This window comes from Woronichinia naegeliana WA131 (assembly GCA_025370055.1).
GTDB classification, from domain to species: Bacteria; Cyanobacteriota; Cyanobacteriia; order Cyanobacteriales; family Microcystaceae; genus Woronichinia; species Woronichinia naegeliana.
Map to the genome: position 1 here is coordinate 5463044 of CP073041.1, position 25423 is coordinate 5488466.

Annotated in this window: 25 protein-coding genes and 6 pseudogenes; 15 read left to right on the forward strand and 16 right to left on the reverse strand. The window is 40.6% G+C overall.

The annotated features are described in order from the left end of the window. Positions 1–60: 60 nt before the first annotated feature. Positions 61–843 (reverse strand): hypothetical protein, encoded by a 783-nt coding sequence (locus tag KA717_27475; protein UXE59503.1) that lies wholly within the window; start codon positions 841–843, stop codon positions 61–63. Beyond that, complete coding sequence (locus tag KA717_27480) at positions 809–1237, reverse strand: hypothetical protein (GenBank protein UXE59504.1); 429 nt, start codon at positions 1235–1237, stop codon at positions 809–811. Before KA717_27480 ends, KA717_27475 begins: the two co-directional genes overlap by 35 nt. 175 nt (positions 1238–1412) lie before the next feature. On the opposite strand from KA717_27480, the gene KA717_27485 reads away from it, so the two are divergent. Together KA717_27485 and KA717_27490 are read left to right on the forward strand one after the other, a co-directional pair. Continuing rightward, on the forward strand, positions 1413–1898 hold the full coding sequence (locus KA717_27485) for a hypothetical protein (protein UXE59505.1): 486 nt from the start codon (positions 1413–1415) through the stop codon (positions 1896–1898). 24 nt (positions 1899–1922) lie between these two features. Beyond that, entirely contained in the window at positions 1923–2081 is a 159-nt protein-coding gene (locus KA717_27490; GenBank protein ID UXE59506.1) for a hypothetical protein, read from the forward strand. 9 nt (positions 2082–2090) lie between these two features. On the opposite strand, the gene KA717_27495 is transcribed toward KA717_27490, so the two are convergent. From KA717_27495 to KA717_27505, 3 genes and pseudogenes are all read right to left on the reverse strand, one after another. Next, on the reverse strand, positions 2091–3704 hold the full coding sequence (locus KA717_27495; GenBank protein ID UXE59507.1) for an IS1634 family transposase: 1614 nt from the start codon (positions 3702–3704) through the stop codon (positions 2091–2093). A 302-nt stretch (positions 3705–4006) separates the two neighbouring features. Continuing rightward, positions 4007–5197, reverse strand: coding sequence for an ISAs1 family transposase (locus tag KA717_27500; GenBank protein UXE59508.1), 1191 nt, complete (start codon positions 5195–5197; stop codon positions 4007–4009). Positions 5198–5205: 8 nt separating this feature from the next. Continuing rightward, positions 5206–5640, reverse strand: a pseudogene (locus tag KA717_27505) (ISAs1 family transposase). 61 nt (positions 5641–5701) lie between these two features. On the opposite strand from KA717_27505, the gene KA717_27510 reads away from it, so the two are divergent. Further along, a complete protein-coding gene (locus tag KA717_27510) occupies positions 5702–6856 on the forward strand; it encodes an ISL3 family transposase (GenBank protein ID UXE59509.1) in 1155 nt (384 codons plus the stop codon). Between the two features lie 42 nt (positions 6857–6898). Here KA717_27510 and KA717_27515 read toward each other — a convergent pair. Further along, positions 6899–7135 (reverse strand): annotated as a pseudogene (locus tag KA717_27515) (ISAs1 family transposase). Positions 7136–7185: 50 nt separating this feature from the next. After that, on the reverse strand, positions 7186–7779 hold the full coding sequence (locus tag KA717_27520; protein ID UXE59510.1) for a hypothetical protein: 594 nt from the start codon (positions 7777–7779) through the stop codon (positions 7186–7188). Between the two features lie 211 nt (positions 7780–7990). On the opposite strand from KA717_27520, the pseudogene KA717_27525 reads away from it, so the two are divergent. Beyond that, positions 7991–9328 (forward strand): annotated as a pseudogene (locus tag KA717_27525) (IS5 family transposase). A 155-nt stretch (positions 9329–9483) separates the two neighbouring features. Here KA717_27525 and KA717_27530 read toward each other — a convergent pair. After that, positions 9484–9960: a hypothetical protein gene (locus KA717_27530; protein UXE59511.1), complete on the reverse strand. Its 477-nt coding sequence runs from the start codon at positions 9958–9960 to the stop codon at positions 9484–9486. Positions 9961–10218: 258 nt separating this feature from the next. On the opposite strand from KA717_27530, the gene KA717_27535 reads away from it, so the two are divergent. The 3 genes from KA717_27535 (at position 10219) to lpxB (ending at position 13190) form a co-directional block, all read left to right on the forward strand. Then, entirely contained in the window at positions 10219–10938 is a 720-nt protein-coding gene (locus KA717_27535) for an IS1634 family transposase (GenBank protein ID UXE59512.1), read from the forward strand. A 366-nt stretch (positions 10939–11304) separates the two neighbouring features. Then, on the forward strand, positions 11305–11706 hold the full coding sequence (locus KA717_27540) for a hypothetical protein (GenBank protein UXE59513.1): 402 nt from the start codon (positions 11305–11307) through the stop codon (positions 11704–11706). Positions 11707–12008: 302 nt separating this feature from the next. Then, positions 12009–13190: a lipid-A-disaccharide synthase gene (lpxB, locus tag KA717_27545; GenBank protein UXE59514.1), complete on the forward strand. Its 1182-nt coding sequence runs from the start codon at positions 12009–12011 to the stop codon at positions 13188–13190. A gap of 36 nt (positions 13191–13226) precedes the next feature. Here lpxB and KA717_27550 read toward each other — a convergent pair whose 3' ends face one another. After that, entirely contained in the window at positions 13227–13526 is a 300-nt protein-coding gene (locus KA717_27550; protein UXE59515.1) for a 2Fe-2S iron-sulfur cluster-binding protein, read from the reverse strand. Positions 13527–14145: 619 nt separating this feature from the next. Here KA717_27550 and KA717_27555 point away from each other — a divergent pair. Both KA717_27555 and KA717_27560 read left to right on the forward strand, forming a co-directional pair. Next, positions 14146–15174, forward strand: coding sequence for a Gfo/Idh/MocA family oxidoreductase (locus KA717_27555; GenBank protein UXE59516.1), 1029 nt, complete (start codon positions 14146–14148; stop codon positions 15172–15174). A 95-nt stretch (positions 15175–15269) separates the two neighbouring features. Next, on the forward strand, positions 15270–15470 hold the full coding sequence (locus KA717_27560; GenBank protein ID UXE59517.1) for a hypothetical protein: 201 nt from the start codon (positions 15270–15272) through the stop codon (positions 15468–15470). 191 nt (positions 15471–15661) lie between these two features. Here KA717_27560 and KA717_27565 read toward each other — a convergent pair. From KA717_27565 to KA717_27585, 5 genes and pseudogenes are all read right to left on the reverse strand, one after another. Next, a pseudogene (locus KA717_27565) lies at positions 15662–15970 on the reverse strand (transposase). A 198-nt stretch (positions 15971–16168) separates the two neighbouring features. Next, complete coding sequence (locus KA717_27570) at positions 16169–16549, reverse strand: transposase (protein UXE59518.1); 381 nt, start codon at positions 16547–16549, stop codon at positions 16169–16171. A gap of 17 nt (positions 16550–16566) precedes the next feature. Further along, positions 16567–16851 (reverse strand): helix-turn-helix domain-containing protein, encoded by a 285-nt coding sequence (locus KA717_27575; GenBank protein ID UXE59519.1) that lies wholly within the window; start codon positions 16849–16851, stop codon positions 16567–16569. Beyond that, on the reverse strand, positions 16818–17993 hold the full coding sequence (locus KA717_27580) for an IS4 family transposase (GenBank protein ID UXE59520.1): 1176 nt from the start codon (positions 17991–17993) through the stop codon (positions 16818–16820). Before KA717_27580 ends, KA717_27575 begins: the two co-directional genes overlap by 34 nt. A 17-nt stretch (positions 17994–18010) precedes the next feature. Continuing rightward, positions 18011–18205 carry a transposase gene (locus KA717_27585; protein ID UXE59521.1) on the reverse strand — a complete coding sequence of 65 codons (195 nt, stop codon included), beginning with the start codon at positions 18203–18205 and terminating at the stop codon, positions 18011–18013. Between the two features lie 366 nt (positions 18206–18571). On the opposite strand from KA717_27585, the gene KA717_27590 reads away from it, so the two are divergent. The 3 genes and pseudogenes from KA717_27590 (at position 18572) to KA717_27600 (ending at position 21922) form a co-directional block, all read left to right on the forward strand. Continuing rightward, on the forward strand, positions 18572–19651 hold the full coding sequence (locus KA717_27590; protein UXE59522.1) for an IS1 family transposase: 1080 nt from the start codon (positions 18572–18574) through the stop codon (positions 19649–19651). A gap of 77 nt (positions 19652–19728) precedes the next feature. Beyond that, positions 19729–20574 (forward strand): NACHT domain-containing protein, encoded by an 846-nt coding sequence (locus KA717_27595; protein UXE59523.1) that lies wholly within the window; start codon positions 19729–19731, stop codon positions 20572–20574. A 66-nt stretch (positions 20575–20640) separates the two neighbouring features. Further along, positions 20641–21922: pseudogene (locus KA717_27600) on the forward strand (ISKra4 family transposase). A 152-nt stretch (positions 21923–22074) separates the two neighbouring features. Here the strand turns inward: KA717_27600 and KA717_27605 are convergent. Continuing rightward, a complete protein-coding gene (locus tag KA717_27605) occupies positions 22075–22233 on the reverse strand; it encodes a hypothetical protein (protein ID UXE59524.1) in 159 nt (52 codons plus the stop codon). A gap of 121 nt (positions 22234–22354) precedes the next feature. On the opposite strand from KA717_27605, the gene KA717_27610 reads away from it, so the two are divergent. Together KA717_27610 and KA717_27615 are read left to right on the forward strand one after the other, a co-directional pair. Continuing rightward, a complete protein-coding gene (locus KA717_27610; GenBank protein ID UXE59525.1) occupies positions 22355–22723 on the forward strand; it encodes a hypothetical protein in 369 nt (122 codons plus the stop codon). A 62-nt stretch (positions 22724–22785) separates the two neighbouring features. Beyond that, entirely contained in the window at positions 22786–23016 is a 231-nt protein-coding gene (locus KA717_27615) for a DUF4277 domain-containing protein (GenBank protein ID UXE59526.1), read from the forward strand. A 17-nt stretch (positions 23017–23033) separates the two neighbouring features. Here the strand turns inward: KA717_27615 and KA717_27620 are convergent. Further along, positions 23034–23648: pseudogene (locus KA717_27620) on the reverse strand (ISKra4 family transposase). A gap of 103 nt (positions 23649–23751) precedes the next feature. Here KA717_27620 and KA717_27625 point away from each other — a divergent pair. Further along, positions 23752–25365: an IS1634 family transposase gene (locus tag KA717_27625; GenBank protein ID UXE59527.1), complete on the forward strand. Its 1614-nt coding sequence runs from the start codon at positions 23752–23754 to the stop codon at positions 25363–25365. The last annotated feature ends 58 nt before the right edge of the window (positions 25366–25423 follow it).

The window sequence follows — 25423 nt, forward strand, 5'->3', positions numbered from 1 at the left end:
ACAGAAAGGAACAATAGATTAAACAAAATCTGTATTTTGATTTGTTTCCATAAGGATAAGTTATCTATGCTTTTTCAGTCCATACTTCCCTAACCCACATTTCTTTCGTTTTTTGACTTTTTCAGCAAGCCCTAAGTATTCAGCATAATCCATTTGATGCTGATGATTCTCGTAATAAGTAATCGCTGCTTGTAGTTTCTCGGTAAGATTCTTAGAATGACTTTTTTCTTCTTTGACTTCTTTCATCAGATTTAGCAGTTCTCCTGCTTTTCCTTTTTCATGCTTGAGTTCTCGACAATTTTCAGTCAACCATTCTTTTTGTTTTGACACGGTATTCGGATGCAACGCTTCTGCCAAGGCACCTAAGTAACCAGAGGCATGATAGAAATCTAATATCTGTTCTTCCGTTTGCTTTTCTAAAAACTTCCAATTTGATTCTGCCCCGTCTGCTATCCCGACCAATGTTGCCTCTGGATAACGGTTTTTCGCTCGCTCAATTTCTCTTTCTAATCTTTCTAGAAAACTCTTTTTTCCATACTCTGGTGCCGCACCTAGATAGATTGTATGTTGACGTTCGCCTTCACTATCGTATAGGGAAACGGTTCCCACCATTGCTTCACGGTAGCCATCCTCACACATCAGCATACAGGTTCCATCTAATCCTATTCCCACTGTTGCAATTTGGCTATCCTCCTTGGGCGGGGCATAACTCCACGCTTCTTCTTTTGCCTGTACCACACTTCCTACTGCTTCACTCAATCTTTGGATATAGGATAGCGCTACTTTTCTACCATGATTTTCTAATAAATCATTTTTCACCTCTTTGCCTGCCATCCCTGACATTTTTGAGGATACCTGTTTTGCCAATAATGGCGTTGATGTTATGATTATCCTTGCTTCTCTTTCTAAGGGGCAATACGTTTTTCCTCAAAGGTGAACGCTGATATACATGACGATTCACTATAACCTCACCATAAGGTGTTTGATATTCTTTCGGTTGCTCTCCCTTACTCTTCCAGATTTCTTCACCGATTTTTAAGGGTGAACCATCTGTATCTAAATATTTCAAGGCTTCTTTGCTGGCGATGCAACCTACTTCGTTTAAGCCTTTTTGAATATTTATTTCTGTATCCAACATTGAACGACTGAGTTCTAATGTTAGTTCTATTTTTATCTTTGAACCCTCTACATTAATTAGTTTTGCTGTCATCATTGTTTCCTCTTTGTCACTTTTCATCTCATGTTAACACTTTTCTTTTCCTTCATCAACTAAAGGTCACACCCTGATCAAGTTTGTTTGCAGGTTGCTGACCATTGGTGTCAACTTAAGCCAAAATGCCTACTCACAAAAGATTAGCCTAAAAGCAGGCGGAAGTAAGAGTAGGCTGAAAAAAAGGTTAGTATATAAAAAAGTGAGCAAAAAACAAATGGCAAGACAACATCCTCGGAGAAAAGGAAACCCAGACTTACGTCGTAAGACAAATCAGCCAGGGGTAGAAATCCCTGAAATAACAAAAGAGTTGTTTGAATTACTAGAACCCACAATGTTTACACCATTAAAATATTTACAGGGAACTCATGAGAAAATGATGAGAGATAGGGTGTTAAATTTACCAGTAATGGTGGCATTAGTGTTAAGTATAGTGTATCGTCAAATAGCGGGTATAAGTGAAGCGGTAAGACTGTTAGAGGAAGAGGGATTGCTATGGGTAGCATCATTAAAAGTAAGCAAACAGGCAGTATCAAAAAGAATGATGAATGTGCCAGCCGAAATATTTGCAATATTACTAAAAGGAGTGTTAGAAAAAGCAGCCGAAAAAGGGAAGAAGCTCCAAGTAGGAGAAAAATGGGAAAAAATAAGAGAAAAGTTTAGTGCAGTGTGGATAGCAGATGGCTAAACGCTAGAGCAGATAGGGAAAAATATGAAAATAAGTAAAGAAGAAAAGAGTAAATTGGGGGGTAAAATAATGATGGTAGTGGAAGCCTTTACCCAAAGACCCGTTACTTTATGGTACACAGAAAATGATAAATCAAATGATAAAACCCACATTCCGTACATAAAAAAAGAACAAAGAAAATAAGAAAAGTCATTATGACAAAAGATAATACTGACAAGTAGTAGCCCCAAAAAAGCGCAAAATCCTCTCTCGCTCAAGCGTTAGATTGATTATTTGGGGACAATTATCCAGTACAACCCAATGAACTCCTCTCAACATCTGAAAAATCCAACGCAGTGTCGGACGCTGAGTCGGCTTTCCCAACTGATTAGGCACAGTCTCCTCCTGCTCTGCCAGAGCCAGTCTCAGTTTACGTTGTCCCAAGCTGTACACCAGTAAACACAACACCATGATGAAACTCAATGCCATAATCCGCTCAGGGGTTTTGAGAAAAACACTGGACGCCAAAAACAGAGGGTCTTTAAGGAAGCGAAAACCTCGCTCTACCCCTTGCTGTTGCTTGTAGTGGACAAGCAGTTGCTCATCGCTCAAAGAGTCTCCATCTAGCTGATTCGTCGCCAAGACAAAACGTCCTGCTGCCCGCTCTGAAGCTTGAACTTTCGCACTATTGAGGCTGAAAGTGGCTTGGGCATGATAGCTACGACGAATGGGCTGTTCATGGGGACGGGGTTTACCTCGATGACCGTAATGACATTTTTCGACGACAGTTAGGTCTTGAAGAAGATGCCATTCTAAACTCTTCTCCCATCGGCTCAGGGCGGTTAAAGCATCCTCCCGACAAGCAAATTCCTGACGCTGTAATTGTTCTAATTGTCTTTGAGCTTGAGCCGTTGCTTTCTCTGTCTTCTTCGTCAGTTGTTTGAGGTCTAAAGCTTTTTTTTGCTCGCTATCTACCACTATCCAACGTTGTTTGACTCCCCCATATTCACTTTCTAAGGAGGTAAGACGATAGCCCTCTAAATCAGTTGTGATGAATTGCTCCGAGGCTAATTGACTGACCGCATCCTGCACTTCTCTAATCGTTTTCGGCACAGAACATAACCAGTATATGCCGGTTAACTTTTGCAAGTTATCGGCACTGTATAAGGCTGAATCTGCTATATACAAACCATCGAATTGCCACTGCTCATTGAACTTTTTCAAGAGTTTAGCAAACTCTTTTTTATCACTTTGATTGCCATCTCCTAATTCGAGAAAAGCGGGAATGTCGCCATCCCCCCAACAGACTAGATTCAAGACAAATTGTTTCAAGTCTGGTCGCTTATCCTTTGAATAGCCATGAGTGATATGGATTATTTGGCTTTCTTTGTCTTCTCTCTCCACCGATAATTTATATTCCCCTTGTACCGATAATGAACTGGAGTCTAAATGGGAACTTTTCATCACTATTTTGAAGATTTCTACGGCTTTTAGACAAATTCCGAGAAACAAACGGCTGATGCCGGCCATAAAGATTAAATCTAAGACTCTCCCTAAACGGTCATCATTCAGGTCGCTGGCTTTTATTCCTTTTCCTAAAAGATGTTCTACTGGTTTATCTTCAAAAAAACGACTGAACAAATATAAAGGAGAGTTGATAAAGCCTAAGCCATTGAGAATCATCGCTTTCACTACCAGACCCGCACTGATTTTAGCACGGTCATTTTCTCCTAGTTGTTCATTGATATAATCCACTAGACCTAGTTCATCAACTATCGCCGCGATTATTCCTAAATGGTCGAGATTTTTAACGTTTAATTGGGTCATTTTCTCTTGGGTTTATTAGCTTTTTTATTTTAACTATTCTGTAGCCATTTTTGAATCTATTTTTATTTTTTCAAAACTAGTACGGAATACGGGCTAGACAATACTTTCAGGCATTTTACAAACGATCAGATGCAAGGTTATGGCATTTGGAGGCTCAAAATCCATGCACTTTGCTGGAAAAATGTGAGGTAAAACTGGAAACTGAGCTCTGAAGTCACCATTTTTCGCGCCCTGTGGCATCTAGGTTCGTTTTGTGGACTTTTTCAGCAAGCCCTATTTGAAGCTAAATATACTCATGAATATCACTCCCGTGAACTAGCTGCTAAAACCTGTAGAAGAAAATTGTTGTCCATCGCCGCCAAATAACGCTTCATCTTCAAGCTTTTTTGAGATGGCTCATGTTTAAGCAAATTAATACTTAAACGACGGAGCAAGCCCAAATTATCAGCCGCATTACCTTGACGCACTCGACTCGCATCCTCATTAAAAGTGACATCTAAAACCCAATGCAGACTATTTTCAATACTCCAGTGAGAACGAATCACATGGCTATGACGTTCGGCATCCGTAGGAAGACTGCTAATATAATAGCGAAACGTCTCTGTTGTTTTATGACCGAATTGAGTTTTACTTTTAACCATCACAACAGTTGCTAAACCGACCCACTGATTTTGGCGATGCAATGCGGAAAGCTGATTGATTGACACTGTCCAGACTTGACGAGTTTCTAAACGGTAATGTCCTTTTTCTGTCTTCTCATGATAACTGTATTCAATTCCTTGCCAGTTCTGAGCGACCGCTTGTTTAAACCAATCCCTAACTTGTTTATTAAGTTTGCCCTGATTTCCTTTGAGAGCCAATACATAGTCACCTTCACCTTGCTTTATTTGTTTTGCGATTTCTGTCTGCGTTCCCATTGCATCTAGGGTTACTACTGCCCCCTTGATGTTAAGTAACTTCAGTAACAAGGGGACTGCTTTTATTTCATTAGATTTACTATCTACTTTCTTTTGCGCTAACATCAGTCCCCGCTCACTACTCCACGCACTTATGCTGTGTAACGCATTTAGTCCTTTTTCCCTATCATAAGAACCTCTTTTCGTTTTTCCATCTATCTGTATCAGCTCTATGTCCATTTTCTCCGTTAGACTGCTTATCCAGCTCAGAAAACTTTTTTCTAGTTCTTCTGTTTCCAACATTCCAAATACTCTTCCAAAGGTATCGTGAGAGGGAATTCCCTTTGGTAACTCTAGAAACATTTCTAGCCATTCTCGTTTGGCTTTGCCATAGGCTTCAATTGCTACGAAGCCATCTGCCCCTGACAATACTGCCAATATTCCTATGGTGACAATTGCTGTTAAGTTATGGTCTTGCCTTCTCCCTGTTCTCGGTTCTTTTAGGCACTGAAAATGTTTCAGTATGCTTCTTTTGATAATTTTGACTTCTTTTTCTTGTTGTGGGGTTAGAACTCTTGCGCCGAAGCCTTTTGCCATCTTTGACCTCACTCACTTACTTTTTTTAAATAATAGCCTTTTCTTCTCTTAGATGACTGCTTCTTTTTTACACTATATTTCTCTCTTTTTGTCTGTATTTTTTGTAACAAATAAGATGCGATTACCCTGCCCCCTCGCCCTACTATCTGTTGGGCAATCTTTGTCTGAGTTCCCATGGCATCAATCGTTACGATACAACCTTTGACCTCTAGCATTTTCAGGAGTTTGGGTATCGCCGTGATTTCATTCGATTTGCTTTCCACCTTGCACTGTCCTAGTACTAGACGATTTGCTGTTGCCCATGCACTTACCATCTGAATTGCGCCCTTTCCGTTGGCATTATCATAGGAGTGGCGAAGGGTTTTGCCGTCAATCGCTATCACTTCCCCTTCACTTACCTCCGCTATACTTTTGACCCAATGCAGAAAACAGTCTTGAAATTGGGTTCTTCTGGCTTTGCGGTAGAAGATGTATAATAAGATACACTATATGAGGATGGCATCAATGTTATTTTTTCTAGAAAATCTGGTAGATTTGCCAAAGGTAAACATAAGAAATGTGATTCAAGAGGGAAAACAAGCGTTTTTAATACTGAGTTGTCAAGAGGAAGAAGTCAAATGTAATTATTGTGGTAGCTTAACGGATGAATTACATCAGACGAACAGTGTATTAGTAAGGGACTTGTCTATCTCTGGTCAAATGGTATATCTGAAAGTCCCTCGTCGTAAATTTTACTGTAAAGATTGTCAAAGGTTTTTTACAGAAAATCTAGAATTTATGGAAGCCCGTAGGAAATACACAGTGAGGTATGAAGAATATATTTATGGACGAGTAAATGTGAGCAGTGTGGAACAAGTAGGTAGAGAGGAATCTCTATCATGGGATCAAGTGAATGGAATTTACCAACGTCAATGTGAAGCTAAAAAAAAAGATTGGCAAGGAGTAAAACACCTCGGGATGGATGAAATAGCGAAACGAAAAGGTCATCAGAATTTTGTAACAGTGTTAGGAGATATAGAGAAAGGAGAATTAATAGAAGTGATAGATAGTCATCAACAAGATAAAATCATCGAAGTGCTGATGGAGAAAGAATTAGAGGTGAGGGAAGGAGTAGAACAAGTGAGTGTAGATATGTGGGGAGGATTTCCTAAAGTAATAGAAAAAGTATTTCCGAATGCAGTAATTGTAACAGATAGATTTCATGTAATGAAGGCGTTGAATGAAGAATTGAATAAAATCCGTAAACAGACAAAATTGAATGTAAAAATCAAGGGAGAAAAGTGGCTATTATTAAAAAATAAAGAAGACCTAAAAGAGGAAGAGTTAGAAAAACTAGAATTGGTGTTAAAGCAATCTGCTCGTTTGCGTAAAGCGTATGAATATAAAGAGTCATTTAGAGAGATATATGAAAAAGTAAATGATAAGGAAGAAGGAAGATTAAAATTTACAGAATGGTTAGAGAATGCAAAGAGCATTTATACAGATGTAATTAGCACAATTCGTAGGAATTTGGACTCTATTTGTAACTACTTTTTGAGTCGAACGACGAATGGGGCAATGGAAGGCATCAATAATCGTCTTAAACTAATCAAGCGTCAAGCTTATGGATTTATGAACTTTGATAATATGCGAAATCGTTTTTTAGCTTGCTTTTCATGATAAGCTTTAATTATCACTCTTTGTTCAGGAGAACCGAAATTGCTCTGGATTCAGACTAGCAAATACACGCGCAAACGTATCGTGGGAGGGGATGCCATTCGGCAATTCCAAAATTTTTTTTAGCCATTGATGTTTAGCCTTGCCGAAACTTTCCATGGCTACCCAACCTTCTGCTCCACAAATAACGGCTAAGATGGCAATCGTTAGAATATCAATGAGTTTATGCCGTTTTGTTCGTTCGATGCGAGGGTCATCTATTTCGGCAAAGTGTTCTACCAGGGCACTGGTATCGTCTAGCTAGAAGCTACAAACGTTGCAATACGAGAGGTTCAAGAAATCAGGCGAATTTGGAGTAAGTCCTCCCAAGTTAACCCTTTTTCAATTATACCGAGAGCTACAGCAGGAACTTCTCTAGTCGTAAAATGGCTGCGAACAAAGTTATGAACCATCCAGAAAATATCTAGGACTCGCTGTAATCCCACAACCGATTTAGCATAAGTATTTGTACGACGACGAAAGGCAGATAAATAGCGTCGGATAGCACTATTAAATGCCTCAACGTGGTTGGCATGGACGTCCTTTTCTTCTGGTTTTTCTGTTGTCTCAGGATGTTCTGGTTTCGGAGTTTCTACTTTCTTGAGTTTACCCTCAGAATCTCGACGTTTACTACTCTTATTTTTTAGTCTTACCACCATACCCTTCGGTAATACTTTGGTGGGACGACCTCGCTTTCCAGTCCTTAATACTTCGTGACAAATATCAAATAGCAGTTGACTATATCGCTTTTCTCCATCTGTAAATAACTGGAGAGATTCTGCACTCCTTTCAAATAATTCCGCTACCGTCATCATTGCTTCTAGAAATAATTTCTGCTCTTTTCGACCACATTTTAAATGCCAAATAAAGCGGCTTGCCCTGTCCATGAGAACGATTGTCCACCCCTCAGAGGCACTTGCTTCTTTATTTTTTCCAACTTTTGTGTATAGTTCATCCCCTTCTATTACTAATTTAGGGCTTGCTGAAAAAAGCTGAAACCTTTACGGAGAAAAATAGTAGGCGAATTAAGAACCGCTAGAATGCACGAAAATAGGGTAGAATGCCTCAAAACCATTGCATTAAGAAGAGAGAAAGCAGATGTACCGAAAGCAACAGTACTCAATTGAAACACCAGAAAACTTGAAAAATCTGTTCGGCGGGCAGTTAGACGAAGAAAATCGTTGGATAGAAATGTCAAAAATGATTCTTTGGGAAGAATATGAGGAAGAATATGCAAAAAACTTCACAGAAAAAAAAGGAGCCCCAGCCAAATCATTTAGAATGGCATTAGGAGCATTAATTATCAAAGAAATTTCAGGAAAAAGTGACAGAGAAACAGTAGAACAAATAAAAGAGAACCCTTATTTACAGTACTTTATAGGAATGGAAAGCTATAGTAGCAAAGAAGCATTTAATGCGTCAATGATGGTTCATTTTCGTAAAAAAATAGGAATGGAATTAATAAATAAAATTAATAAAGAAATAGAAAAAAAAGCGACGGGTGTAGCGTCAGAAAAAAAAGAAAATGAAGGAAAGTTATTGTTAGATGCGACTTGTACACCAGCAGATATAAAATATCCAACGGATATAGGAATATTGAATGATGCCAGAGAAAAAACAGAAAAAATAATAGATAAGCTGTATGAAGAAATAAAAGAGAAAAGGAAAGAAAAGCCGAGGACTTATAGGGAAGTGGCAAGAAAAGAGTACTTAGCCATAGCAAAAAAACGTCGTGTGTCAAAAAAAGAAAGAAGAAAAGGAACAAAAAAACAACTAGGATATATAAAAAGAAACTTGTCTGATATAGAAAAAATGATAGAAGAGGGAGCAAAGTTAGAAAAACTAACGAAAAAAGAGCAAGAAGAGCTTGTAACGATAGGAAAAGTGTATGAGCAACAGTTAGAAATGTATGAAAAAAAGACAAATAAAGTAGAAAACAGAATTGTGAGTGTAAGCCAACCTCACGTGCGTCCAATAGTGCGTGGAAAAGCGGGAAAAGCAGTAGAGTTTGGAGCTAAAATATCGGCAAGTAATGTGAATGGCTTTGTCTTCTTAGACAAATTAAGTTGGGATAATTACAACGAATCGGGAGATTTACAAGCGCGAATAGAAGAATATAAAAGGGAAACAGGATGTTATCCGGAATCGGTTCATGTGGATAAAATCTATCGAACAAAAGCGAATCGAGCTTATTGTAAAGAAAGGGATATAAGAATGAGTGGTCCCCGATTGGGAAGACCGCCGAAAGAGGTGAGCAAAGAAAAAAAGAAAGAGGCACGCTCAGATGAAAGAGTGCGTAATGCCATTGAGGGTAAATTCGGACAGGGAAAGAGGAAATTTAGTCTTGGTCGAGTGATGGCCAAACTACCTGAGACCTCGGAAACGGTAATTGCGATGAACTTTTTGGTAATGAATCTTTCTACTCTACTTCAGAAGACAAAAAGTAAAAAGTTGTAGAGTCGTTTTTCTTGTGAAAAATGGTGTTAATTTTCCTCTCTTTTGTGAGGAGTGATTTGTGTTGACCTTTTTAGACAGAAAGGAACAATAGATTAAACAAAATCTGTATTTTGATTTGTTTCCATAAGGATAAGTTATCTATGCTTTTTCAGTCCATACTTCCCTAACCCACATTTCTTTCGTTTTTTGACTTTTTCAGCAAGCCCTAATTTAACAAATTCATTCACTAAGGCGTATAAAAATAATGTCTCTTGTAATCCTGATAATTTCTTTTCCCAATTCAATATTGTTGTTTTCGCGTAGCCGAATGCTCGGGCTGCTGCATTTAATCCTATTCCTTCCATTCTGGCTTTTAATACTTTTACAATTTCACTTAATGGGGTTTCTAAGCCAGCGATTACGCTACCATAAGTCTCAGCAAAACAAGAACTACATTCTTGACAAATGAACATTTTACGTTCCCCGTTACCTTTCGTTTGATAATGAGAATGTATTTTTACGTTTTCACTATAGCAATGAGGACAGTTTTTCTTGAATAAGGCATCCTCTTTCTCTTGGCACAAGCCAACATCATTCAGGATTTTCATAGAGCTTTTCTTTAATATTGACATTGTTTTCTGTTTCCTTCTTCTTTGATATAATGACAATAATAATAGTATAATAAAAACGGGCCGATGTCTAGTCTTAAACTATTTTTCTATTTTCTCAAAGCCTTACACCATAACTTTTTCCAACTTTGATCAGACGATACCAGTTCCCTACCAGTCTATATTTGGGTCGGAGTTTCATCGCTTTTGTTTTTTATGCACTTTTCCTTATTTTCCCTTATCCATCCCTCTATAATGTTCTTGTATCTGTATCATTTTTAGATGCGTTCGCCCTGGAAAGCCGATAAAGTTGTCAAAAAAGAATGGCAGAAACTTTGTGGACAGAATTTTGCTTGTGAGGCCGATGCTCTTACTGAGGCTCAACTCTGGCCAAAAACCTTGACTTATCATCAACTCAGTCAAGTTGAGGTTCAGACTATTCCTTACTATGCCAAGGGAGGAAGACCGAAACAAGGGGCTACCCCTCTCGGTTTTCATTACCGCTTAACTGGGCAATTAAGCCTTGATTCCTCTTGCTTGGAAGCCGCATCTAAACGGGCTGGACGCTTTATTTTAGCTACTAATGTTCTTGATTCTCAGGTTTTGAGTCCCGACCAGATGTTGGCTGAATATAAGGCTCAACAAAACACCGAGCGCGGCTTTCGCTTTCTCAAAGACCCTTTCTTTTTTGCCTCTGCTCTTTTTCTCAAGAATCCTCAACGCATTATGGCTTTGATGATGATTATGGTTGTCTCTTTATTGGTTTATACTTTGGCACAACGTCGCCTACGACAGGCTTTGGCTCTTGCCCATCAGACTATTCCTAATCAAAAGGGTAAACCGACCGCCATTCCCACTCTGCTTTGGGTCTTTCAGTCTTTTCTGTTTATCCGTTGGTTAGAGATTGACGGCATTCAAACTATCGTTAATTTGACCTCCAAACACAAACATATTCTTTCCTTTCTTGGCTCTTCATGTCAAAAGTACTACTTTGTCTCTTGACTTACCTGCGGAATGTGGGTTTAAGAGATTATTTTGGCTTGATTTTCGATGAGTTGTTCACCGTTTTTGACAGTCGAGGCGAATTTTCTAGATTAAATGTATTTTTCATATCAACCGTTAAAAAACTTTTGCAAGAGGTCTCATACTTCCCTAACCCACATTTCCTTCGTTTTTTGACTTTTTCAGCAAGCCCTATTTGAAGGTATCACCCTGATTCTCTGTTTTCTCCATGAAGTCCTCAAAATCCGCTCTGCCTGTCGCTCTAAACCTCAACAGTGTCAGAGACTGTGCCAAAAACTCTGGGAGGTTTATCAAGGTACAACCAAAAGACAATTCGCTCAACGCCTGAGACGTTTTCTCGAATGGGTGAAAAAGCAAAAACTATCGGAAGTGATTACGGCCAAGGTCAGACGCATTCACCTTAAATCTCATCTTTTCCAAAGTGCCCTCGACTTTCCCGATGCTTACCGTACGAGTAATCAAGTTGACCGACCGATGAATTACTTTGACCGTGTGCTTTATTCTATGCAATATTTTCACGGCAATCTAACATCGGCGAGATTAACTGTTCGCTCTCTTGCCTTATTGTGGAATTTTCGTCCTTACTCTCGTAAAACTCGTGTTCGGAAGCAGGGACAACTTTCTCCCTTTGAGAGTCTTAATGGTTTTCGTTATCATGACCATTGGCTTCGGAATCTCTTGATTGCTTCCTCTCTCAATGGTCGTCGTCCCCTCTCTTCTCATAGACACAAACCCCTGCGGAACTAGCAACATTTTAAAGGGGGTTTTTGGGGCAACTCTGGATGTACTATTATGCCTAAAAGCCTGAAGACTCGTAAAATGAACTTGTTAATCCCGTTGAATTTTACCCCATATTACGCGAACTAAAACCTGAAACCCTTGCTACAGCGCAAATTTAGAATTGCTGAGGATTAGTTGAAAAGGGCGATCGCCCCCTTCTGGTCAAGAAAACCGCGATCGCTGTGCTAATCAAATAACGCGACTATGACAAAAAGATAGAGAATGGAAAATGCTTAGGATCGTCATTGCTGCTAGTTGATTTAAGGATTATGCGAATTTTTGTTAGTACGGGAGAAGTATCGGGAGATTTACAGGGTTCGCTGTTAGTAGAAGCCTTATTTCAACAAGCCACTCATCAAGGAATAGACCTGGAGATTGTGGGACTAGGGGGGGAGCGAATGGCCAAGGCTGGCGTTAAACTCTTGGCCAATACGGCGGCGATCGGCTCGGTGGGGTTACTCGAATCCTTGCGGTTTGTATTACCAACTTGGCAAATTCAACAAAAGGTTAAAGTCTATCTGCAACAGCATCCTGTCGATCTACTTATTCTCATTGACTATATGGGGCCAAATGTGGCGATCGGCAACTATGTTCGCCAGCAATTAGTTTCATTACCGATTCTTTATTACATCGCACCCCAAGCCTGGATCTGGTCACCGACGGCGGGCAATACCCAACAACTGCTCAATATTATCGATCGCCTATTAGCCATCTTTCCTGAAGAGGCAAAATTTTTTGCAGCCAGAGGCATTGATGTGACCTGGGTGGGCCATCCCTTAATTGATCGCATTGCCAAGGCTCCTAGTCGAGAACAGGCCAGGACAGCCCTAGGGATTAGTGCAGAACAATTAGTGGTGACACTTTTACCCGCCTCACGACTCCAGGAACTCAAATATTTACTGCCAGTCATATGCGAAGCGGCCCAACAATTACAGCAAACATTGCCCGATATTCAGTTCTATTTGCCCATTTCCCTAGATGCTTATCGTGATCAGATTGAAACAACCGTTAAAAATTATGGGTTAAACGTCACTCTACTGCAACGATCAACCCTAGAAGCGATCGCCGCCGCCGATTTAGCCATCACCAAATCAGGAACCGTTAATCTAGAAATTGCCCTCTTGAAGGTTCCCCAGGTCGTCCTCTATCGAGTCAGTCCCTTGACTATGTGGGTGGCCCGTAAAATCCTGAAATTTAATATTCCTTTTGTTTCTCCTCCCAATATCGTCATGCAACGGGCGATCGTGCCAGAATTATTGCAAGAAACCGCTACATCGGAACGAATTTGCCAAGAATCCCTCGCTTTTCTTACCCAGCCTGAACGCCGTCAAACCATTTTGGATGACTATCACCAATTACAAAAAGCCCTAGGAGAAACCGGAGTCTGCGATCGCGCCGCCCAGGAAATCCTAGCATTTGCCCAAAATCCGTCCAAAAGCAAAGCAGGGTGATGGCCCTGCCTTAAAATCTCAACAAATGAGAGAAACCTAGTAAAGATCTTCTTCTTTGTGGGTTTCGATTGTACAATCAGAGGTCGGATAGGCCACACAGGTTAAAACATAGCCTGCTTCGATCTGATCATCATCTAAGAAGGATTGGTCAGATTGATCGACACTGCCACTTGTAATCTTGCCAGCACAGGTAGAGCAAGCACCCGCACGACAGGAATAGGGCAGATCTAAACCTGCTTCTTCGGCTGTGTCGAGAATATACTCGTCATCTGGGACTTCAATAGTCTGCTTGAAACCTTCAGCTGCGTTGACTAACGTAACTTTGAATGATGGCATTTAAGGGGTTCCTCTTCTCAAATCAAACGATAGGTAGGACTCTCGGCCAAACATGACTAAAATTCTGATCAGAATTAAAGCATGACGGTGAGAATAAAGTTCACTTCCGATACTACGGGAAAAATCTTCTTACTTTGGCTTGCATTAGCAAAGAGATTCTAAGACCTTTTTGGCATAAATTTTTCTTATCTATACAGGGTCTGCTGAAAAAGTCCACAAAACGAACCTAGATGCCACAGGAGGCGAAAAATGGTGACTTCAGAGAGTAGTTTCCAATTTCAACCCCCAGTTTTCCAACGACGTGCATGGGCTTTGAGCCTCCAAAGGCCATAACCTTGCACCTGATCGTTTTTAAAATGCTTGAAAGCATTATCTGGCAAGGGTTCTATACTTATTCAGCAAGCCCTATATAGACGGACTGTTCTAGGCGATGAGCGACTCTAGACAGAGGCAAATCCCCAGTCATATCAATGGTTTCAATTGCTTTTTCTCCCGTCTATTGATGTAAACTATCAGAATAATGATTGAGATTAATCTTATTGATAAGTATTTCGGAACCCAACTCCAATGCCTCAAAATTTGAGAAACTGAAACGATTATTCTCCATAGGCAATAGCCAATGAACCTAGCCTCAACCTCAGTCTTTACCGATATTCCATGTCCCTTACGGGTAGGAATCGTCGGAACAGGTTTTGCGGCCCAACGACGGGCCGAAGCCATCCAGTCTGATCCCAGAAGCCAGTTAGTTTGGGTCACAGGCAATCGTCCTGAGCAAACTACCCATTTCTGTGAAACCTTTGGCATTGAAGCTTTGGATAGTTGGCAACAATTGGTTAACCAAGCTGATCTGGATTTAATCCTGATTGCAACCATTAATCGAGATCATGGCCTGATCGCTCGTGCTGCCCTGGAAGCGGGAAAACACGTTGTCATTGAATATCCCTTAGCCCTAAATTATGCTGAGGGCAATGCGTTGCAGTTCCTGGCTCAACACCAGAAAAAGTTATTACACGTTGAACATATTGAATTACTGGGTGGCCTACACCAGGCGATTCGTCGTTATTTACCCGCCATTGGAGAGGTCTTTTATGCTCGTTATGCGACGCTGCAATGCCAAAGTCCGGCTCCTCAACGTTGGACTTATCACTGCGAGTATTTTGGGTTTCCTTTAACGGCGGCTCTGTCGCGCTTACATCGTTTTACGGATTTGTTTGGCCCGGTGTTCTCTGTCACCTGTAAATCTCGCTTTTGGGACACTTCCGATCCGGCTTATTTTCGGGCCTGTCTCTGTAATGCTCAACTGCAATTTCAAAATGGTTTGATGGCCGATACTATTTATGGCAAGGGAGAGGTCTTTCATCAAGCCGATCGCTCTTTTGTTTTACATGGCGATCGCGGTACGCTTCACTTTGAGGGAGAAGTGGGAAACCTCGTGCAGGGGGAAGAGATTACACCCCTAGAAGTAGGCAGTCGTCGCGGTTTATTCATGCAGGATACTCAATTGGTTTTGGATCATTTGTTTGAGGACTCCCCCCTTTATGTTCAACTCGAAGCCAGTTTATATGCCCTAAAAGTCGCAGAAGCTTGTTATCAATCAGCCCTTCAAGGCAAAACTGTCTTTTTGGCGGAATTGGATAGGGAATTATAGCAGGGTTTTGTTATCTTTCGTAACAATCATGACGGTTTTCCTAAGAAAAAGCCGTTATCTTGACGGCAGTCGTTTCGCAATAGGAATAAATACTTATGTCGAATCCTACTCTCGAAATTTGTCCCGTCTGTGGTGTCAAGATTGAAAATGGAGCTAAGGTCATTTTCTCGGCTGGCCCATCGGGCACTCGTTCCAGGCTGTGGGCAAGGGTTTGCAACTTTGCGAAAAATCCCGATTGTATTAACCAAGATGAAGCGATCGCGGGCAATATTGTGAGTAATGACTACTACCAATGATCTAGACAATAAATTGTCTTTCCAGCGTTGTTACACCGTCTCAACCATGCTTTCTGTCATTCGTATTTATTTCTCTTCTGTCAGAGAAGGAGAGCTATAATAAAGAAAAAAGGCTGAAAGCAAGACGGTGTATATGACAAAGCCAAGAACAGCGAAGCCAACAGTACAATTCATAGATAGCTAGTGGTCTGTCAATTTTCTATTTGTGGATAAAGACGCTTGAGACGGATACGAGCCTCAGCCGTCGTGAATTGCCAATCTACCGACTTTTGGGAATGATTGCGCTGAGTGTACCAAGCCGTTGTTTCTTGCTCTAAAGTTTCCCGATCTGGAATTCGACGAGCTAGGCATTGCCGAGTCATTGCGGACAGCTCGTTTTCAGCAATATTAAGCCAACTGCCATGTTTTGGGGTATGGTGAATTTCCAACCGTTCGACTAGACGACGAGCCGTGGAAGGCTCAAATGCTTCATATAGTGAGGCAAGTTTGTGAGTATTTAGGGCTTGCTGAAAAAGTCCACAAAACGAACCTAGATGCCACAGGGCGCGAAAAATGGTGACTTCAGAGCTCAGTTTCCAGTTTTACCTCACATTTTTCCAGCAAAGTGCATGGATTTTGAGCCTCCAAATGCCATAACCTTGCATCTGATCGTTTGTAAAATGCCTGAAAGTATTGTCTAGCAAGGATTTCATCCTTATTCAGCAAGCCCCATTTAGCTGATCACATACTAAAATGACTTTGTCGTTATCAGCATAGTCGTTATCGAGTAAATTCTTAATTTCTGTTGCCCAGTCAACCGATGTTCTACGTTCACTGACAACTGTCTTTCGCCACCCAGACAAGGGTTCTGTAAACATAAAGATATTGGCTGTTCCATTGCGTTCATATTCGTAATCATGCGCCTCTGGCTGTCCAGGTTTGGCTGGTAGAGGAAGGCGGGTTTCTTTGACCAATTGTATAGGTTGCTCATCCATGCAAATCACTGGACAATTGGGGTCATAGGGTCGGTGATAAATTTCTAGAACATCTTCCATGTTAGACACAAATTCGGCACTCTTTTCTGGTGGAATCACGTACATCTGTCGCAGATGAGGTTTTAGTTCATTTTTTTTAACACTTGACGCACGGTTTCGTGACTAATTGCTGGCACAATTTCTAACTCGACCGCCTTGTCGGCTAGTAACCTCAATGTCCAACGGGCTTGACCAGCAGGCGGTTCTCCACAACGTAAGGCGATTAGTTTTGCTTCTACCTCTCCATCAATAATCGGTTGACGAGGCGGCGTTTTGCGGGGCTTGCGGCTTAATGCTGACTCCACACCTTCATTGACCAATCTGACTTTTCCCGTTAAGTGCGGATTGCAAGCTGCCAGCCTTGGCAAAGGTCATGCAACTTCAACCAACCGCGCCAAAGGACTTGGATACCGAGAGGAGTTTTACGACGATGTTCAAGATAACCACCAAGAAAAGCAACAGACTCGACAGCCCAAGCAACAGTCAAAATAGGGGGAAGTTTTTGAGAGGCGGCTGCTTTTAACACCTGAAGTTGAAGAGGATTAAGAATTTCAATCGCGAGAGCATCGGGCTGGGTACGATGAAGATAAGTAACGTGTAAAAGTTCAACAGCAATGACACTTAAAAAACCCAAAAGAGTTTTCATTCCATCAGAGGCAAGTCGATAACGCTCACTCTGACAACCAGACTTAAGGACTTTATGAAATTCTTCAACCCGCCATCGGTAGGTGTACCAACGAAGAATAGTGACAGCCATCTCAATAGTCTCAACAACTTCTGTAGTCAGAAGCATCCAAGATAAAGGAGTTTCGCCTTCGGGACAATCGATTTCTGTCGCATAAACAGCATAGACATTCAACGGGTCACGATTATCAAAACGATAGGGAGTTCGTAGATTAACTGAGCAAAATCGGACGGCAAGCTTAACCTTCCGTGCTTTTCTTTTTCCTGTACTCGGAATCTCGATTTCTTGATGAAAACGAATCGGTTCTGATTCCAAATGTTGCCAAAGTCGTTCACTATTTTTGTCTAAACTACGATTATGAGACGCTCTGACCAGCACTCCTGTATGCTTGAGTTGACGCACTGAGTCAAAGACTTCTGAAACATCTCCTTCTCTGTCAAATACATGAATTACCCTCGTTGAACTTTCTACCTGTTTCTCACAGGTGTTTAGAGCCTCTACCCATTTGTAGGATTCTTTTTCCTCAAATGGTCTTTGACGAGCTGCTTTTCTTTGTTCTTTCTGTCTTTCTTTTTTCTGCTTCGCCGTTTCATCTGTTGGGGGCTTTTCTTTTACCTCCCTATTCCACAGTTTTTGCCATAATAAACCTAATACTTGTCCTTTTTCTGGCTCAATTGCTAAAGCACTATGCAGTATTAATCCATTCCCTCCTTTTCCAGTCGGCCCATACCCTTCCCTTTTTTCCTTGATATTGCGATAATCTAAGAAGGTCGTATCTCCGACTGATAGCATTATCTTATATTCTTCTACGGCGGCAGTTGTCATTTCACAGTGCGGCTCTATTATCTTGACAAAGTCTGTTTTCGGATTCCCAAAAATTCATAGGCCCTCTTTAACTCGTTTCCTCCCTTAAACACTTCTGATAAGGCTTTTCCAAACCCCTCACTTAACTTTTTCCCAATCGAGAAGGCACGATTGTTTAGCCTCTCGTCTCCCAATTCACAACTGGCAAAGTTTTTTGTCCACCATTCCAACATTTTTTGACCTGCCCTTTAAGATTTTCTCCATTTTACAGTCTCATACTCCCTTCATCCTTTGTTTTTGAAATTTGAACGATAAGCGGGATGATGGCTTCAGAATATTTTTTTCCTGTCAAGAGAATCATTACTCAAACCCTTGCCAGATAAAGCCTCTAGAAGTTTGCATTGCTGGATTTTGGACTTAACGGGAAAAGTCAGATGTATCTATTGCCGAACGGGTACTGGTATCGTGTGATCAAAGCTAGAAAAAGTTATGGTGTAAGAGTTTGAGAAAATAAAAAATAACTTACGACTGGACATATTCCCGTTTTTGTTATACTATTATTATTGTCATTATATTAAAGAAAGGGAAAACAGAAAGCAATGTCAACATTGAATAAAAGCTCAATTGACCTCCTAAGTGATATTGGCTTACCCCAAGAGAAAGAGGAAGCCTTATTTCAGAAAAACTGCCCTCATTGCTATAGTGAAAACGTAAAAATACATTCTCATTATCAAACGAAAGGTAACGGGGAACGTAAAATGTTCATTTGTCAAGAATGTAGTTCTTGTTTTGCTGAGACTTATGGTAGCGTAATCGCTGGCTTAGAAACCCCATTAAGTGAAATTGTAAAAGTATTAAAAGCCAGAATGGAAGGAATAGGATTAAATGCAGCAGCCCGAGTATTCGGCTACGCGAAAACAACAATATTGAATTGGGAAAAGAAATTATCAGGATTACAAGAGACATTATTTTTATACGCCTTAGTGAATGAATTTATTAAATTAGTAATAGAAGGGGATGAACTATACACAAAAGTTGGAAAAAATAAAGAAGCAAGTGCCTCTGAGGGGTGGACAATCGTTCTCATGGACAGGGCTAGCCGCTTTATTTGGCATTTAAAATGTGGTCGAAAAGAGCAGAAATTATTTCTAGAAGCAATGATGACGGTAACGGAATTATTTGAAAGGAGTGCAGAATCTCTCCAGTTATTTACAGATGGAGAAAAGCGATATAGTCAACTGCTATTTAATATTTGTCACGAAGTATTAAGGACTGGAAAGCGAGGTCGTCCCACCAAAGTATTACCGAAGGGTATGGTGGTAAGACTAAAAAATAAGAGTAGTAAACGTCGAGATTCTGAGGGTAAACTAAAGAAAGTAGAAACTCCGAAACCAGAACATCCAGAGACAACAGAAAAACCAGAAGAAAAGGACATCCATGCCAACCACGTTGAGGCATTTAATAGTGCTATCCGACGCTATTTAGCCGCCTTTCGTCGTCGTACAAATACTTATGCTAAATCTGTTGTGGGATTACAGCGAGTCCTAGATATTTTCTGGATGGTTCATAACTTTGTTCGCAGCCATTTTACGACTAGAGAAGTTCCTGCTGTAGCTCTCGGTATAATTGAAAAAGGGTTAACTTGGGAGGACTTACTCCAAATTCGCCTGATTTCTTAAACCTCTCGTATTGCAACGTTTGTAGCTTCTAGCTAGACGATACCAGTGCCGCCGAACGGCAACAATGGGTAAATCGTTTGCAAGCGGATCGTCAGTTACAGGTTAATGGGAAAGATAGCGGTTTACTTGATCCAAATAAACTATTAATTGAAACTTTTGGACGGGATGATATTGCAGGAAAATTATTGATTTTGGGTGCGCCTGGTTCAGGTAAAACGACAGCATTATTGAGTTTAGCGGAACAATTGGTTATCGGGGCAATTGATCAACCGCAAACGGTAATTCCAGTTATTTTGGAGCTTTCGACCTGGCGCGAGGATAGTCAAAGTATTGAAGCTTGGATTGTTGAGCAGTTGTATGATTTGCATGGGGGAAATCGTAAATTTTATAAGAAATATCTAGAGCGACAGGTTTTATTGCCGTTATTGGATGGGTTAGATGAGTTGGGTTTGAAACGACAAAAAAAGTGTACAGAAAAGTTAAATAAATTTGCGCGAACCTATCCGCAATTAGTGGTTTGTTGTCGGGTTAGGGAATTTGAAACGGCGAATATTAAGTTGAGTAATCTGAATGGGGCGATCTGTCTTCAGGAATTATCGGATGGACAAATTGAAGCTTATTTTCAGAGTATTAATCGGGCTGAATTAGGGTCAGAAATGGAAACTAATTCGGCGTTACAAGGTTTATTGCAAGCAACGGTAGAAGGTGAAGCTGGTTTGTTGCGAGTGCCTTTATTTATTAAGCTATTGGCTGATGTTTATAATCCCCAAAAGCCAATTAAGAATAAGGCTGATTTGTTAGAAAAATATATTGAACGTCAGCTATCTTTTGATCAACGTTCTTCAGATCACAGAAAAGGTATGAAAAATCATCTTTGGGCTTACAAAACTGTAGAAAAAGAACCAAGATTAGATGGGGTGTGACCTTTAGTTGATGAAGGAAAAGAAAAGTGTTAACATGAGATGAAAAGTGACAAAGAGGAAACAATGATGACAGCAAAACTAATTAATGTAGAGGGTTCAAAGATAAAAATAGAACTAACATTAGAACTAAGTCGTTCAATGTTGGATACAGAAATAAATATTCAAAAAGGCTTAAACGAAGTAGGTTGCATCGCCAGCAAAGAAGCCTTGAAATATTTAGATACAGATGGTTCACCCTTAAAAATCGGTGAAGAAATCTGGAAGAGTAAGGGAGAGCAACCGAAAGAATATCAAACACCTTATGGTGAGGTTATAGTGAATCGTCATGTATATCAGCGTTCACCTTTGAGGAAAAACGTATTGCCCCTTAGAAAGAGAAGCAAGGATAATCATAACATCAACGCCATTATTGGCAAAACAGGTATCCTCAAAAATGTCAGGGATGGCAGGCAAAGAGGTGAAAAATGATTTATTAGAAAATCATGGTAGAAAAGTAGCGCTATCCTATATCCAAAGATTGAGTGAAGCAGTAGGAAGTGTGGTACAGGCAAAAGAAGAAGCGTGGAGTTATGCCCCGCCCAAGGAGGATAGCCAAATTGCAACAGTGGGAATAGGATTAGATGGAACCTGTATGCTGATGTGTGAGGATGGCTACCGTGAAGCAATGGTGGGAACCGTTTCTCTATACGATAGTGAAGGCGAACGTCAACCTACAATCTATCTAGGTGCGGCACCAGAGTATGGAAAAAAGAGTTTTCTAGAAAGATTAGAAAGAGAAATTGAGCGAGCGAAAAACCGTTATCCAGAGGCAACATTGGTCGGGATAGCAGACGGGGCAGAATCAAATTGGAAGTTTTTAGAAAAGCAAACGGAAGAACAGATATTAGATTTCTATCATGCCTCTGGTTACTTAGGTGCCTTGGCAGAAGCGTTGCATCCGAATACCGTGTCAAAACAAAAAGAATGGTTGACTGAAAATTGTCGAGAACTCAAGCATGAAAAAGGAAAAGCAGGAGAACTGCTAAATCTGATGAAAGAAGTCAAAGAAGAAAAAAGTCATTCTAAGAATCTTACCGAGAAACTACAAGCGGCGATTACTTATTACGAGAATCATCAGCATCAAATGGATTATGCTGAATACTTAGAGAAAAAGTATCCGATTGGTTCAGGTGTTACGGAAGCAGCTTGTAAGACGTTGGTCAAACAACGATTATGTTGTTCAGGGATGCGATGGAAGGAAAAAGGAGCAGGAATTATTTTGAGCCTACGAGCTTTGGTATTGACCAAGGAACGATGGAGTCAATTTTGGGCAAAACTTGATCAATATGGGTTCCCTGTAGAACCCTGATTACAACAGCTTTTATCAACTAAAGGTCGCACCCATTAGATGAAACGATTAATAGTTTAAGTTGGGTTGCTAAACAATTACAGGCAAATAACACAGTGGAGTTATTGATTGAGCAAATACAACCGAGTTGGCTCGAATCTAAAGCTCTAAAATTACGCTATCGGCTGATTATTGGGCTGATTATTGGGCTGATTATTGGGCTGATTATTGGGCTGATTATTGGGCTGATTATTGGGCTGATTATTGGGCTGATTATTGGGCTGATTATTGGGCTGATTAGGGGTGATGTTGAGGTCGTCGAAGCCTTTCAAATACCCCGCTCAAAAACTGCCAGACAAAGCTTTTTCAAGGAATTTTGTAAGGGGCTGATTAGGTGGGCTGATTGAGTGGGCGATTGTGGGGCTGATTGCGGGGCTGAGTTGGGGGCTGATTATGGGGACTGATGGACTGATTGATGGGCTAAAGCAAGAACTAAAGGAGCAATCGCGTCCGAATCAGGTCATTTGGAATTCTCTGCAAAGTGTGATTTGGACAACCGCTTTCAGTTATCCTCTGGGCGTGATTTTGGGTACTTCATTCTCTTTACTTGAGAAAGGTTCTGTTAAAAATCCTGACTGGCTCCATCTTTTCAGTTCTGCCCTACCCAACTCTTTACTTGTGGGACTTTTCTGGTCGCTATATTTCGGGATTCTCCTGGGTGGCGGTCTTGCTTGTATTCAGCATTTTTGTCTGCGTTTTGTCCTCTGGCAAAGCGGCACAATTCCCTGGAACCCATATCCCGTACTAATTTTGAAAAAATAAAAATAGATTCAAAAATAGCAACAGAATAGTTAAAATAAAAAAGCTAACAAACCGAGGAGAAAATGACCCAATTAAACGTTAAAAATCTCGACCATTTAGGAATAATCGCGGCCGTAGTTGATGAACTAGGTCTAGTGGATTATATCAATGAACAGTTACAAGAAAATGACCGTGCGAAAATCAGTGCGGGTCTGGTGGTTAAAGCCATGATTCTCAATGGCTTAGGATTTATTAATTCTCCCTTGTATTTATTCAGGGAGCATCTCACCTTTGCAATAAGTAGAAATACTTAACGAGGTAAATGAAAGAGTCAAAAAAGGTAATCATTTAAATAGGAACAGCGATGACGAAGGACTTGTGGTACATTGTCAGAATTCCAACTCGCACCAGTAATTTTAAGACGATGACCAATTTGTTTAACTTGAGATTCGACAGAGCCAGAGCCAATGGAAATGCCCTCTGCCTGCAAATAACCATAATTGACAATCCGATGTTTATGCTTGTTTAAATAAATGATAAAATTCTCAGCTTGAGGCTCTGACCATCCCTCAAAACAGGAGATAGCGGCATCCACTTCACCCGTCCAAAGAAAAGACTTGACCTCCTCAATTCGCTGGAATGACCCCCCAACTTTATAGAGGTTTTCAATTAAGTGATACCAGTCCAAAATTTCAATTCGCTCATGTTTCTGTCCTATCTCACGAAATAAGTTCCAGATACCATCATGTCCATCTCCCAAACAAATTAAAGGCTTAGCCAAAATTTGAGAATTAACCAAATCTAATAAAGCCGAGTTATCTTGAAAAAAGGCAGCTACCCCCAATTGATGAAAACTGACTCCTTTATAATCACGCCAAATTAAGGGTTCTCCCTTGGGAGTTCTGAGTCGTACCTTCCCACCATCTATGCTAATTTCTTCGACTTCTGTGTTAGAGCCCGTATTCCGTACTAGTCTTGAAAAAATAAAAATAGATTCAAAAATGGCTACAGAATAGTTAAAATAAAAAAGCTAATAAACCCAAGAGAAAATGACCCAATTAAACGTTAAAAATCTCGACCATTTAGGAATAATCGCGGCGATAGTTGATGAACTAGGTCTAGTGGATTATATCAATGAACAACTAGGAGAAAATGACCGTGCTAAAATCAGTGCGGGTCTGGTAGTGAAAGCGATGATTCTCAATGGCTTAGGCTTTATCAACTCTCCTTTATATTTGTTCAGTCGTTTTTTTGAAGATAAACCAGTAGAACATCTTTTAGGAAAAGGAATAAAAGCCAGCGACCTGAATGATGACCGTTTAGGGAGAGTCTTAGATTTAATCTTTATGGCCGGCATCAGCCGTTTGTTTCTCGGAATTTGTCTAAAAGCCGTAGAAATCTTCAAAATAGTGATGAAAAGTTCCCATTTAGACTCCAGTTCATTATCGGTACAAGGGGAATATAAATTATCGGTGGAGAGAGAAGACAAAGAAAGCCAAATAATCCATATCACTCATGGCTATTCAAAGGATAAGCGACCAGACTTGAAACAATTTGTCTTGAATCTAGTCTGTTGGGGGGATGGCGACATTCCCGCTTTTCTCGAATTAGGAGATGGCAATCAAAGTGATAAAAAAGAGTTTGCTAAACTCTTGAAAAAGTTCAATGAGCAGTGGCAATTCGATGGTTTGTATATAGCAGATTCAGCCTTATACAGTGCCGATAACTTGCAAAAGTTAACCGGCATATACTGGTTATGTTCTGTGCCGAAAACGATTAGAGAAGTGCAGGATGCGGTCAGTCAATTAGCCTCGGAGCAATTCATCACAACTGATTTAGAGGGCTATCGTCTTACCTCCTTAGAAAGTGAATATGGGGGAGTCAAACAACGTTGGATAGTGGTAGATAGCGAGCAAAAAAAAGCTTTAGACCTCAAACAACTGACGAAGAAGACAGAGAAAGCAACGGCTCAAGCTCAAAGACAATTAGAACAATTACAGCGTCAGGAATTTGCTTGTCGGGAGGATGCTTTAACCGCCCTGAGCCGATGGGAGAAGAGTTTAGAATGGCATCTTCTTCAAGACCTAACTGTCGTCGAAAAATGTCATTACGGTCATCGAGGTAAACCCCGTCCCCATGAACAGCCCATTCGTCGTAGCTATCATGCCCAAGCCACTTTCAGCCTCAATAGTGCGAAAGTTCAAGCTTCAGAGCGGGCAGCAGGACGTTTTGTCTTGGCGACGAATCAGCTAGATGGAGACTCTTTGAGCGATGAGCAACTGCTTGTCCACTACAAGCAACAGCAAGGGGTAGAGCGAGGTTTTCGCTTCCTTAAAGACCCTCTGTTTTTGGCGTCCAGTGTTTTTCTCAAAACCCCTGAGCGGATTATGGCATTGAGTTTCATCATGGTGTTGTGTTTACTGGTGTACAGCTTGGGACAACGTAAACTGAGACTGGCTCTGGCAGAGCAGGAGGAGACTGTGCCTAATCAGTTGGGAAAGCCGACTCAGCGTCCGACACTGCGTTGGATTTTTCAGATGTTGAGAGGAGTTCATTGGGTTGTACTGGATAATTGTCCCCAAATAATCAATCTAACGCTTGAGCGAGAGAGGATTTTGCGCTTTTTTGGGGCTACTACTTGTCAGTATTATCTTTTGTCATAATGACTTTTCTTATTTTCTTTGTTCTTTTTTTATGTACGGAATGTGGGCTGGAACTTTG

Excerpts from the sequence above, each read along its gene's own strand:
- KA717_27615 (UXE59526.1), top strand. The coding sequence starts at position 22,786 with ATGACCCAATTAAACGTTAAAAATCTCGACCATTTAGGAATAATCGCG.
- KA717_27535 (UXE59512.1), top strand. The coding sequence starts at position 10,219 with ATGCGTTCGCCCTGGAAAGCCGATAAAGTTGTCAAAAAAGAATGGCAG.
- KA717_27495 (UXE59507.1), bottom strand. The coding sequence starts at position 3,704 with ATGACCCAATTAAACGTTAAAAATCTCGACCATTTAGGAATAATCGCG.
- KA717_27475 (UXE59503.1), bottom strand. The coding sequence starts at position 843 with ATGTCAGGGATGGCAGGCAAAGAGGTGAAAAATGATTTATTAGAAAAT.
- KA717_27580 (UXE59520.1), bottom strand. The coding sequence starts at position 17,993 with ATGACAACTGCCGCCGTAGAAGAATATAAGATAATGCTATCAGTCGGA.
- KA717_27530 (UXE59511.1), bottom strand. The coding sequence starts at position 9,960 with ATGTCAATATTAAAGAAAAGCTCTATGAAAATCCTGAATGATGTTGGC.
- KA717_27510 (UXE59509.1), top strand. The coding sequence starts at position 5,702 with ATGTTATTTTTTCTAGAAAATCTGGTAGATTTGCCAAAGGTAAACATA.
- KA717_27500 (UXE59508.1), bottom strand. The coding sequence starts at position 5,197 with ATGGCAAAAGGCTTCGGCGCAAGAGTTCTAACCCCACAACAAGAAAAA.
- KA717_27520 (UXE59510.1), bottom strand. The coding sequence starts at position 7,779 with ATGGACAGGGCAAGCCGCTTTATTTGGCATTTAAAATGTGGTCGAAAA.
- KA717_27570 (UXE59518.1), bottom strand. The coding sequence starts at position 16,549 with ATGTACGTGATTCCACCAGAAAAGAGTGCCGAATTTGTGTCTAACATG.
- KA717_27480 (UXE59504.1), bottom strand. The coding sequence starts at position 1,237 with ATGAAAAGTGACAAAGAGGAAACAATGATGACAGCAAAACTAATTAAT.
- KA717_27590 (UXE59522.1), top strand. The coding sequence starts at position 18,572 with ATGTCAACATTGAATAAAAGCTCAATTGACCTCCTAAGTGATATTGGC.
- KA717_27560 (UXE59517.1), top strand. The coding sequence starts at position 15,270 with ATGTCGAATCCTACTCTCGAAATTTGTCCCGTCTGTGGTGTCAAGATT.
- KA717_27550 (UXE59515.1), bottom strand. The coding sequence starts at position 13,526 with ATGCCATCATTCAAAGTTACGTTAGTCAACGCAGCTGAAGGTTTCAAG.
- KA717_27555 (UXE59516.1), top strand. The coding sequence starts at position 14,146 with ATGAACCTAGCCTCAACCTCAGTCTTTACCGATATTCCATGTCCCTTA.
- KA717_27610 (UXE59525.1), top strand. The coding sequence starts at position 22,355 with ATGGGGACTGATGGACTGATTGATGGGCTAAAGCAAGAACTAAAGGAG.
- KA717_27490 (UXE59506.1), top strand. The coding sequence starts at position 1,923 with ATGAAAATAAGTAAAGAAGAAAAGAGTAAATTGGGGGGTAAAATAATG.
- lpxB (UXE59514.1), top strand. The coding sequence starts at position 12,009 with ATGCGAATTTTTGTTAGTACGGGAGAAGTATCGGGAGATTTACAGGGT.
- KA717_27585 (UXE59521.1), bottom strand. The coding sequence starts at position 18,205 with ATGTTGGAATGGTGGACAAAAAACTTTGCCAGTTGTGAATTGGGAGAC.
- KA717_27625 (UXE59527.1), top strand. The coding sequence starts at position 23,752 with ATGACCCAATTAAACGTTAAAAATCTCGACCATTTAGGAATAATCGCG.